Origin of the sequence: Rubrivivax gelatinosus (assembly GCF_016583785.1) — a bacterium.
Lineage (GTDB): Bacteria > Pseudomonadota > Gammaproteobacteria > Burkholderiales > Burkholderiaceae_C > Rubrivivax > Rubrivivax gelatinosus_B.
The window spans coordinates 1-10,092 of record NZ_NRRU01000145.1 but is presented as its reverse complement, the minus strand read 5'-3'; the positions used below and the strand labels follow the sequence as shown (position 1 = coordinate 10,092).

The 10,092-nt window shown below is 72.5% G+C and carries 15 protein-coding genes; 14 read left to right on the top strand and 1 reads right to left on the bottom strand.

The features are described from left to right. The 8 genes from CKO43_RS23705 to CKO43_RS23670 all read left to right on the top strand — a co-directional run. Positions 1–535, top strand: a 535-nt coding sequence (locus tag CKO43_RS23705; protein ID WP_200380188.1) for a flagellar hook-length control protein FliK, incomplete at its 5' end; no start/stop codon positions are given. Further along, positions 532–987, top strand: a complete 456-nt coding sequence (locus tag CKO43_RS23700; RefSeq protein ID WP_200232160.1) for a flagellar basal body-associated FliL family protein — start codon at positions 532–534, stop codon at positions 985–987. The genes CKO43_RS23705 and CKO43_RS23700, both read left to right, overlap by 4 nt. After that, positions 984–1,706 carry a FliA/WhiG family RNA polymerase sigma factor gene (locus CKO43_RS23695; RefSeq protein WP_242478199.1) on the top strand — a complete coding sequence of 241 codons (723 nt, stop codon included), beginning with the start codon at positions 984–986 and terminating at the stop codon, positions 1,704–1,706. The genes CKO43_RS23700 and CKO43_RS23695 overlap by 4 nt, the downstream gene beginning before the upstream one ends. Positions 1,707–1,732: 26 nt before the next feature. Next, complete coding sequence (gene motA / locus CKO43_RS23690; RefSeq protein ID WP_200232159.1) at positions 1,733–2,653, top strand: flagellar motor stator protein MotA; 921 nt, start codon at positions 1,733–1,735, stop codon at positions 2,651–2,653. Then, positions 2,637–3,626 carry a flagellar motor protein MotB gene (locus CKO43_RS23685; protein ID WP_200380187.1) on the top strand — a complete coding sequence of 330 codons (990 nt, stop codon included), beginning with the start codon at positions 2,637–2,639 and terminating at the stop codon, positions 3,624–3,626. Before motA ends, CKO43_RS23685 begins: the two co-directional genes overlap by 17 nt. 38 nt (positions 3,627–3,664) lie before the next feature. Continuing rightward, entirely contained in the window at positions 3,665–3,949 is a 285-nt protein-coding gene (gene flgM / locus CKO43_RS23680) for a flagellar biosynthesis anti-sigma factor FlgM (RefSeq protein WP_200232157.1), read from the top strand. Then, complete coding sequence (flgN, locus tag CKO43_RS23675; protein ID WP_200232156.1) at positions 3,946–4,371, top strand: flagellar export chaperone FlgN; 426 nt, start codon at positions 3,946–3,948, stop codon at positions 4,369–4,371. Before flgM ends, flgN begins: the two co-directional genes overlap by 4 nt. Beyond that, positions 4,358–5,074: a glycoside hydrolase family 73 protein gene (locus CKO43_RS23670; protein ID WP_200380186.1), complete on the top strand. Its 717-nt coding sequence runs from the start codon at positions 4,358–4,360 to the stop codon at positions 5,072–5,074. Before flgN ends, CKO43_RS23670 begins: the two co-directional genes overlap by 14 nt. Here CKO43_RS23670 and flgA read toward each other — a convergent pair. After that, positions 5,071–5,790, bottom strand: a complete 720-nt coding sequence (flgA, locus tag CKO43_RS23665) for a flagellar basal body P-ring formation chaperone FlgA (protein ID WP_200380185.1) — start codon at positions 5,788–5,790, stop codon at positions 5,071–5,073. The two genes, CKO43_RS23670 and flgA, sit on opposite strands and share 4 nt — an antisense overlap. On the opposite strand from flgA, the gene flgB reads away from it, so the two are divergent. Genes flgB through flgG form a run of 6 tightly spaced genes read left to right on the top strand, consistent with a single transcriptional unit; the run spans position 5,789 to position 10,003 of the window. Beyond that, the gene (flgB, locus tag CKO43_RS23660; RefSeq protein WP_200232153.1) at positions 5,789–6,151 is read left to right on the top strand and encodes a flagellar basal body rod protein FlgB; all 363 of its coding nucleotides are present in this window, start codon (positions 5,789–5,791) and stop codon (positions 6,149–6,151) included. The two genes, flgA and flgB, sit on opposite strands and share 2 nt — an antisense overlap. Beyond that, positions 6,151–6,576, top strand: coding sequence for a flagellar basal body rod protein FlgC (gene flgC, locus CKO43_RS23655; protein ID WP_200232152.1), 426 nt, complete (start codon positions 6,151–6,153; stop codon positions 6,574–6,576). Before flgB ends, flgC begins: the two co-directional genes overlap by 1 nt. Before the next feature lie 4 nt (positions 6,577–6,580). After that, positions 6,581–7,246 (top strand): flagellar hook capping FlgD N-terminal domain-containing protein, encoded by a 666-nt coding sequence (locus tag CKO43_RS23650; RefSeq protein ID WP_200380184.1) that lies wholly within the window; start codon positions 6,581–6,583, stop codon positions 7,244–7,246. A gap of 19 nt (positions 7,247–7,265) precedes the next feature. Beyond that, complete coding sequence (locus CKO43_RS23645; RefSeq protein WP_200232150.1) at positions 7,266–8,450, top strand: flagellar hook protein FlgE; 1,185 nt, start codon at positions 7,266–7,268, stop codon at positions 8,448–8,450. Between the two features lie 22 nt (positions 8,451–8,472). Then, positions 8,473–9,195 carry a flagellar basal body rod protein FlgF gene (locus CKO43_RS23640; RefSeq protein ID WP_200232149.1) on the top strand — a complete coding sequence of 241 codons (723 nt, stop codon included), beginning with the start codon at positions 8,473–8,475 and terminating at the stop codon, positions 9,193–9,195. A 19-nt stretch (positions 9,196–9,214) separates the two neighbouring features. Continuing rightward, a complete protein-coding gene (gene flgG, locus CKO43_RS23635; protein ID WP_200232148.1) occupies positions 9,215–10,003 on the top strand; it encodes a flagellar basal-body rod protein FlgG in 789 nt (262 codons plus the stop codon). The last annotated feature ends 89 nt before the right edge of the window (positions 10,004–10,092 follow it).

Here is a 10,092-nt window from a genome sequence, read left to right as displayed (position 1 = left end):
GCGGCGACCGGCGTGGCGGCGGCAGCCGGCGGCCGATGCCGCCGCCGTTCCGGCCTCTGCCCATGCGACACCCGCCACCCCGGCCGCGCCCGCCGAAGCCGGCCCGGCGCTGAAGCTGCCGGCCGCCACCACCGCCTGGCGCCAGCCGCTGCTGCAGGCGCTGGGCGAACGCCTGCGGCTGCAGGTCGGCGGCGGTGCCGAGCAGGCGACGATCCGCCTGGACCCGCCGCTGCTCGGTTCGATCGAGATCGTCGTGCGCCACGAAGCCGGCGCGGTGCAGGTCCATCTGAGCGCCAGCCATCCCGACGTGCAGCGCCAGCTGCAGCAGCTCGGCGAGCCGCTGCGCCACGAACTCGCCCAGCGCCAGGGCGGCGAGGTCAGCGTCGAGGTCGCGCGCCAGGGCGCCGACGCCGACGGCCGCCAGCGCCGCGAGCCGCCCGCCGAGGCCGAAGCCGAGGTCGGCCGTGCGCTCGCCGAAGCCGACGCCGAGGCCGGCGCCACCCCGTTCACCTTCCGCTCCCGCTTCGCCGCATGAAGAAGACCGTCGTCATCGCGCTGGCCGCCGCCGGCACCCTGCTGCTCGCGGGCGGCGGCGGCGCCGCCTGGTGGTGGTACGCGCGCCCCAAGCCCTCGGCTGCCGCCGCCGCGGCCACCGCGGCCGCCGGCGTGGAATACCGCTACGTCACGCTGGACAAGACCATCGTGATGCTGCGTGCCGGCGCCGGCGAGACCGGCAACCACTACCTCGCGCTCGACCTGGTGTTCAAGACGCCGCTGAAGAAGGAGCGCGAGACCAAGGACCACCTGCCGCTGCTGCGCACCGTGGTCGTCAAGGCGATGTCGGCGCACACGATGGACAGCGCCGGCCGCCTGAGCATCGAGCAGCTGACGCGCGAGCTCAACGACGCCTTCCGCAAGAGCTACGCCGCCGAACACCTCGAACAGCCCTTCGCCGAAGCGCTGATCGCCAAGCTGATCATCGAATGAGCGCGCTGCCGCAAGCCCGCTACGACGCCTACGCCGAGCCGGCGGCGGCGCCGAGCCCGCTAGCCGAGCAGCGTCTGCTGCTGGCGCATGCGGCCATCGTCAAGCGCATCGTGCGCCAGCTGCACGCCCAGGTCGGCGGCGTGATGGGGCGCGAGGACATGGAGCAGGTCGGGCTGATGGGGCTGCTGGAGGCGTTGCGCCGCTACGGCCCGCCCGACGAACGTTTCGCCGCCTTCGCCGCGGTGCGCGTGCGCGGCGCCATCCTCGACGAACTGCGGCGCCAGGACTGGCGCCCGCGCAGCGTGCGCCAGGAAAGCCACCGCGTGCGCGACGGCGTGCGCGAGCTGCGCCGGCGCCTGGGCCGCGAGCCCAGCGACGCCGAGGCCGCCGCCGCGCTCGGCCTGACGCTGCAGGCGCTGCAGGAGGTGCAGCGCGACGAGAACGCCGAGGAGCTGGCGAGCTTCGACGAACTCGTCGCCGAACTCGCCGAGCTGCCCTCGGGCCAGCGCTCGCCCGAGGAGCTCTACGTCGCCCGGCGCAGCCTGGAGCAGGCGCTGCGCAGCCTGGACGAACGCGAGCAGCGCGTCGTGCAGCTGTACTACGAGTTCGACCTCGGGCTGCGGGAAATCGCCGCCGTGCTCGGCCTGACCGAGGCGCGTGTCTGCCAGATCAACAAGGGTGCGCTGCGGAAGATGAAGCTCTTCCTGCAGGACGCCTGACCCCGCCACCCGAAAGCACTGGGACCATGCAATCCATCGTCGGCGTTCTCATCATCCTCGTCTGCGTCTTCGGCGGCTTCATGCTGCACGGCGGGCGCTTCGCGGTCATCTGGGAGCCGGTCGAGCTGCTGATCATCGTCGGCGCCGGCGCTGGCGCGATCGTGCTCGGCAACCCGCGCCACGTGCTCTCCGAGATGGGGCTGCAGCTGCGCAAGGTGATGCTGCGCAGAAAGCTCGGCGAGGAGTTCCACCGCCAGCTGCTGCTGCTGATGTACGAGCTGCTGCAGACGGCCGCCGGCGGCCTGAAGGCGCTGGACGCACACGTCGAGGCGCCGCACGAGAGTGCGCTGTTCCAGCGTTATCCACTGATCCTGCACGAGCCCAAGCTGCTGCACTTCATCGTCGACAACTTCCGCCTGATGGCGATGGGCAAGATCAACGCCCACGAGCTCGAAGGCGTGCTCGACCAGGAGCTGGAGGCGATCCACGAGGAGATGGCGCAGCCGGCACGCTCGCTGGCCAAGATCGGCGAGGCGATGCCGGGCTTCGGCATCCTGGCCGCGGTGCTGGGCATCGTGATGGCGATGAACACCGTCGCCGACGGCGCCTCCACCGGCGACATCGCCGTCAGCGTGGCCTCGGCGATGGTCGGCACCTTCATCGGCATCTTCCTGTGCTACGGCGTGCTCGACCCGATCAGCAACATGATGAAGCAGCTCGTCGACGAGGAGCTGAGCGCGCTCGAGTCGGTCAAGGTGGTGCTGGTCACGCACGTCGGCGGCAAGCCGCCGCTGCTGGCGATCGACGCCGGCCGCCGCCTGGTGCAGCTCAACGCCAAGCCCAGCTTCGCGCGCCTGGAGAGCTGGATCGACAAGATGCAGAGCGCCGGCGACCCCGCCGCCACGCCGCAGCGCCGCGCCGGAGACAAACGTGCCCAGCAAGCCTGAAGCGCTGGCCGTCAAGGGCGCGGCGCACGGCGACACCATCGTCAGGCGCGCCTCGCGCAAGGGGCACGAAGGCGGCCACGGCGGCGCCTGGAAGGTCGCGTTCGCCGACTTCTGCCTGGCGCTGCTGGCGCTGTTCCTGGTGCTGTGGCTGCTGGCCTCGCGCGACAAGGAGAAGGCCGAGGAGGCGCTGCGCGCCAGCGGCGCCGGGCTGCTGGCCGACGGCGCCGGTGCCCAGCCGGTGGGCATAGGCGACAAGGCCTCGGGCAGCCTGATCGACCGCAACCCGGTGCCCTGGCAGAGCACGGCCGAGCGCCGGCCGCAGGAGCCGGGCGAGCAGACGCCGCTGATCAGCAAGTCGCGGCTGGACTCGCCCGAGGACCTGCGCGAGCTGCAGCAGGTGCTGGCCAAGCTGGGCGAGAAGGCGGGGCTGTCGAACAACCTGCAGAGCGTGATCACGCCCGCGGGCCTGCGCATCCTGCTGCACGACACCGACCGCCAGGGGCTGTTCGACGTCGGCAGCGCGCGCCCCGGCGCGCGCCTGCAGCAGCTGCTGCGCGACCTCGGGCCGCTGTTCGCGCAGCTCGACAACCAGCTGCTGATCATCGGCCACACCGACGCGCTGCCCTATGCCGGCGGCGGCGTCGGCGCGATGTCCAACTGGGGCCTGTCGAGCGCGCGGGCGATGTCCGCGCGCACCTGGCTGCGTGCCGGCGGCATGCCCGACCGCAGCGTGCTGCAGGTCGTCGGCATGGCCGACAGCGCGCCGCTGCAGCGCGACGACCCGCGCGCCGCGGTCAACCGCCGCATCGAGCTGCTGCTGCTGACGACGGCCCAGGCACGTGCGATCGAAGCCATGTTCGGCGCGCCCGCCTCGCGCGTGCCGCTGACCGAAGGCAGCGACGCCGCCGGCGGCCCGGCCGAGAGCGAGTCGCTGGTGCGCCAGCTGCTCGGCCGTGTCGGTGCCGGGCGCTGAAGAGAGCTGCGATGAGAACCAGAACCAGAGGACACACGATGAAGATCGTCAGCAACGGCGGCATCACCCCCGCGGCGCCGGTGGCCGCCAGCGAACGCATCGAAGCCGCGACCCCGGCCGCGCCGACGGCGCAGGCCGTCGTCGCCGAGGCGCCGCTGGCGTCGGAGGTGCTCAAGCCCGCCGCCGCGGCGCTGGCGGCGATGCCCGAGATCGACGAGGCCCGCGTCGCCGAACTGCGCGACGCGATCGCACGCGGCGAGATCGGTTTCGACGCGGGCAAGCTCGCCGGCCTGATCCTGCGCTACCACGGGGGCCGCGGGTGAGCCGACGCGAAGCGTTCACGCGCCTGCTGGCGGGCATCAGCGCCGACCTCGCGGCCTACGCCGCGCTGGCGACGCTGCTGGAGCAGCAGTTCCGCGCCATCGTCGCGCACGACGCCCAGGGGCTGCAGGCCGTCGGCGCGACGGTGCTCGAACGCGTGGCCGAGCTCGACCGCCGCCGCGCCGAACGGGTGGCGCTGGTGCAGGCGCTGGGCGTGCACGGCGGCGAGCGCCCGGTCGAGAGGGTCTTCGAACAGCTGCCGCCGGCGGCGCGCGAAACCGCGCTGCAGGCCTGGATGACGCTGGAGGCCCGGCTGCACGTGTGCCGCGACCGCAATACGCGCAACTGCGAGCTGCTGATGGGCCAGCGCGCACGCCTGGCCGAACTCGATGGCGGCGAGGCCGACACCTATGCTCCGGCCTGAAGCCCTGTTCGCCACGCCCGCAGCGCCGGCGCGCCCGGCCGGCGTCGCCGCGGCGGCCGACGCCGGTGCCGCGCTGCCGGCCTCGTTCCGGTCGCTGCAGGCGGAGATCGAGCGTTATGTGCAGGACGGTGCCCAGGCCGGCGGCGACGCCGTGGCGGGCGGCGCCGCGACGACGCTGGGTGTCGAGGCGCGTGCGCTGCTGCTGCGTTCGGACTCCGCTGCTGACGGCGACGCCGCGCCGCTGGACGCCGAGCGCGAACGTTTCGTCGCCGAAGTCGCGCCGCTGGCGCGCGAAGCCGGCGCGCGCCTGGGCGTCGCGCCCGAGATCCTGACGGCGCAGGCCGCGCTCGAATCCGGCTGGGGGCGCCGGCCGCTGCGCGGCGCCGACGGCGCCGACAGCCACAACCTCTTCGGCATCAAGGCCGGCGGCAGCTGGAACGGCGCCCGGCTGAGTGCTGCGACCACCGAGTACGACGCCGACGGCGCGCACGCCACGGTCGAGAGCTTCCGCCGCTACGACAGCAGCGCCGATTCGTTCCGCGACCTGACGCGGCTGCTGCAGACCCCGCGCTACCGCGCCGCGCTCGGCACCGGCGACGACGTCGCCGCCTATGCCGCCGGGCTGGTGCAGGGCGGCTACGCCACCGACCCGCGTTACGCCGACAAGCTCGGCGCCGTGGTCCAGCGCCTGCGCGCGCCCTAAGGCGGGGACGACAGCATGTCAGCCGGTTCCACCCGCCCCGCCGCCGCCACCCGCGCCTGGATCACCTTGCCGGTGGCGGTGTTGCGCACCCGTATCGTCTCGCCGCGGCGCCCGGCGTCCAGCGCCTGCCCGGGCACGACGACCTCGACCGCTTCGCGGCGCGCATGGATCTCCACCGCCTCGCCGCGGCGCACCAGCAGCGGCTCGGCCAGCAGCCGCGCACTGAGCACCTGGCCGGCGGCGATCGAACGCTGCGCGACCAGGCCGAGCACGGCTTCGGCGTCGGACAGCGGCTCGCTGCCGGGCGTGATCTCGCGCCGCTGCGCCTGCACGTCGCCGGCGGCCAGCGCGCGCCCGGCCGGCAGTGCCAGCGCCGCCACCAGCACCTCGGCGCTGAGCCGCGCGCGCACGACGAAACCCTGGCCGGCCGCGGCGCTGCCGGGGCAGCGCAGCTCGAAGCGCATGCGCGCCGGCGAGCGTGTGTCCAGCGCCTGGACCTCGGGCCGGCTGCAGCGCGGCGCGGCGCTGCCGGTCATCGGCTGCACGTCCAGTTCCAGCTGCGGCTCGCGCCAGCCGGCGTTCGCCGCCTGCTCGAGCAGCAGCGTGCGTGCCGCTTCGGCGACACGCCCGGCGCCGGCCTGCGGCTGGGCCCAGGCCGGTGCGGCGGCGGCACAGGCCGCGATCAACACGGTATTTGCAAAGCGGAGGACATGCATGGCTATCGATTTCACGAAGGCGCTCGGGGTGCACCCGCAGGCGCTGGCCCTGCGGGCCCAGCGCACCGAGGTGCTGGCCTCGAACATCGCCAACGAGAGCACCCCGGGTTACCAGTCGCGCGACGTCGACTTCGCGCAGGCGCTCTCGCAGGCTGCCGGCGAGGCCGGCGACGGGCTGGCATTAGACACCGACGCCGGCATGAAGTACCGCGTGCCCTACCACGCCCGGCTCGACGGCAACACCGTCGAGCTCGGCGTCGAGCAGGCCGCGTTCTCGCAGAACGTCTCGGACTTCCAGACCAGCCTGACGTTCGTGAACATGAAACTGAAAGGCCTCGCGAAGGCCATCGAGGGGCAGTGATGAGTTTCCGCCAGATCAGCGAGATCGCCGGCTCGGCGATGGCGGCGCAGACGGTGCGCCTGAACACCGTCGCCAGCAACCTGGCCAACGCGCAGTCCGCCGCCGGCACCGAGGCTGCTGCCTACCACGCGCGCAAGCCGGTGTTCGCCGCCATCGCCCAGGCCCGCGGCCAGGACGGCGGCTACGCCGGCACGCGCGTGCAGGTGCTCGACGTGGTGCAGAGCACCGAGCCGCTGCGCAAGGTGCACGAACCCGACAACCCGCTCGCCGATGGGGAAGGCATGGTCTATTACCCGAACGTCAGCCCGGTCGCCGAGATGACCGACATGATGGCCGCGTCGCGCGCCTTCGAGACCAACGTCGAGGTGATGACGCGGGTGCGGGGCATGCAGCAGTCGCTGCTGCGCATGGGCAAGGAGGGCTGACGCGATGAGCAGCCTCTACACCGCCGCCGCCAACGGCGCCACCCAGACCGGCTCCGGCTCGGCGATCAGCGCCAACGGCTCCGGCTCGGACATGTTCACCTCGCTGCTGGTGGCGCAGATCCGCAACCAGAACCCGCTCGAGCCGACCGACGCCAGCGAGTTCGTCACCCAGCTCACGCAGCTCAGCCAGATGGAGTCGCTGCAGACGCTGTCCTCGCAGGGCAGCGCCACCGCCGGGCTGATCACGGGGCTGCAGGCGCTGGGCTTCGGCGGCCTGGTCGGCAGCCGCGTCGGCGTCACGACCGACAAGGTCGTGCTCGACGGCCACAAGATCGAAGGCCGCTTCGAGCTCGCCGCCGCCAGCAGCACGACCTCGCTGGTGCTGACCAACGCCGCCGGCAAGGCCTACCGCATCGAGCTCGGCCAGCAGGCCCCGGGCGAGGTGGCCTTCGAGATCGACCCCGTCGCCGCCGGCCTGCCGGCGGGCAGCTACTCGATCGCCGTCGCCACCAAGAGCGGCGAGAAGCCGCCGCTGGAGGTCAGCGGCAAGCTGAACTCGGTGCGCCTGGGCTCGGGCGGCACGCTCGTGCTCGACGTCGAGGGTGTCGGCGCGACCGACCCCGACGCCGTCACCACCTTCTCCGGCGCCAGTGCCACCACCACCATCTGAGACCCCAAGGGAGAAACCCATGAGCTTCACGATCGCCCTGTCCGGCATCGCCTCCGTCACTTCCGGCCTCGACGTCATCAGCAACAACATCGCCAACGCCGGCACCGTGGGCTACAAGTCCGGCCGCGCCAACTACAGCTCGATCGTCGCCGGCAACGAAGCCGTCGGCGCCGAGATGAGCTCGATCACGCAGAGCATCGGCGACGGCGGCAGCACCTCGGCCACCGGCGGCGCGATGGACGTCGCGCTGTCCGGCCGCGGCTTCTTCACCTCCAAGGACGCCGACGGCCAGCTCGTCTTCAGCCGCGTCGGCATGTTCACGGTCGACAAGCAGGGCTACGTGCTCGACAGCACCGGCCGCCGCGCCCAGGGTTACGCCGCCACCGCCGGCGGTGCGCTCGGCGGCATCGGCGACATCAAGGTGCCCAACGGCCAGATCGCGGCCGCGGCGACGACCAAGCTCGGCTACGTCGGCAACATGTCCTCGGACTGGACGGCGCCGTCGGTGACGCCCTTCGACCCGGCCGACTCGCTCAGCTTCAACAGCTCCAACGTCACCATCGTCTACGACTCGCTGGGCACGCAGCACACGCTGACGCAGTTCTTCGTCAAGGGCACGGGCTCGACGGTGGACGTGCACTACGCGCTCGACGGCGCCGCGGTCGCAGCGACCCAGAACCTGGCCTTCGGCACCGGCGGCGAGCTGCTGACGCCGACGGCGCCGGTGACGCTGGCGCTGGGCACGCCCACCGGCGCCAATGCGCTGTCGATCGCGGTCGACTACACCGGCACCACGCGCTCGGCCGGCGACTCGACGACCACCGCCAACAACCCCGACGGCTACGCCTCGGGCACGCTGGTGGGCACCTCGATCGATGCCAAGGGCCAGGTCATCGCCAAGTACAGCAACGGCCAGTCGCAGACCGTCGGCACGCTGGCGATCGCGACCCTGCCCAACGAGCAGGCGCTGACCGCCGTCGGCGACACCAGCTGGATCGCGAACTCGGCCACCGGCACGCCGCTGTACTTCGCCGCCGGCAACGGCATGGCGGGCACGCTGAGCACCGGCCGCGTCGAGCAGTCCAACGTCGACATGACGAGCGAGCTGGTCTCGCTGATGTCCTCGCAGCGCAACTACCAGGCCAACAGCAAGGTGCTCTCGGCCGAGAACGAGATGATGCAGGCGCTGATGCAGGCGCTGTGAACCCGGCCCGAACGAGGACGACATGGACGCCCTGATCTACACGCTGATGAGCGGCGCCGAACGCGCGCTGCGCTCGCAGCAGATCCACGCCAACAACCTGGCCAACGCCGGCACCGACGGTTTCCGCGCCGACCTCGAGGCGGCCTCGGCGCGCAAGGTCGACGGCTCCGGCTACGACGCGCGCCACGTCACCGAGCTCGGCGACACCATCGTCGCCGCGCGCGACGGCACGATGCGCGAGACCGGGCGTGACCTGGACGTCGCGCTGCAGGGCGGTTATCTCGCGGTGCGTTCGGGCGACGGCGAGGCCTACACGCGCGCCGGCGCGCTGCAACTGACCGCCGACGGCACGCTGCAGGTCAACGGCCGCACCGTGCTCGGCGACGCCGGGCCCATCGTGCTGCCGCCCTACGAGCGGGTCGCCGTCGGCGTCGACGGCAGCGTGATGGTGCAGACGCCGGGCGAGACCGAGATGCAGGTCGTCGACCGGCTCAAGCTGGTCGCGCCCGACGCGGATGCCGTGAAGAAGAACCGCGACGGCCTGATCGTCGCGCGCGACGGCCGGCCGCTGGCGGCGTCGGAGGCGGTGCGCGTGCGCTCCGGCCACCTCGAAGGCAGCAACGTCTCGGCGGTCGAGGAGATGGTGGCCACGCTGTCGCTGAACCGCGACTTCGAGATCCAGATGAAGTTCTACAAGTCGGCCGACGACATGGTCCAGGCCGGCAACCGCCTGATGCGCGAATGAGCCCCGAAAGGAAGACCCGATGAACCCCGCGATGTGGATCAGCAAGACCGGCGTGCAGGCCCAGGACGCCAAGCTGCAGGCGATCGCCAACAACCTGGCCAACGTCAACACCGTCGGCTACAAGCGCGACCGCGTGATGTTCGAGGACCTGTTCTACCAGGTCGAGCAGACGCCGGGCGCGCAGCGCAGCGACGGCACCACCGCGCCCACCGGCACGCTGCTGGGCAACGGCACGCGGCTGCTGGGCACGCAGAAGGTGTTCACCACCGGCAACCTCCAGAACACCGGCCAGGCGCTGGACGTGGCCATCGTCGGCAACGGCTTCCTGCAGGTCGCGCTGCCCAATGGCGACACCGCCTACACACGCGCCGGCCAGCTGCAGGTCAACGCCGACGGCAAGCTCGTCACCGCCCAGGGCCTGGCGATCGTGCCCGAGATCACCGTGCCCGCCGGCGCCACCGAGATCACGATCGGCGAGAGCGGCCTGGTCTCGGCGACGGTGCCGGGCTCGACGACACCGAGCGAGCTCGGCCAGCTGACGGTCGCCGGCTTCGTCAACCCGGCCGGGCTGCGCCCGACCGGCGAGAACCTGTTCGTCGAGACCGCCGCCAGCGGCAACGCCAGCGTCGGCAACCCCGGCGCCGACGGCCTGGGCAAGCTCAAGCAGGGGGCGCTCGAGGCCTCCAACGTCCAGGTCGTCGAGGAGATGGTCGAGATGATCGCGGCCCAGCGCAGCTACGAGATGAACACCAAGGTGCTGTCGGCGGCCGACAACATGCTGCAGGTCCTGGCGCAGGCGGCACGATGAGGGCCGCGCTCGCCGCAGCCGCGCTCGCCGCCGTGCTCGGCGGCTGCGCGCTGGCGCCGCCGCAGGCGCCGGTGCTGCCCAGCGCCGAC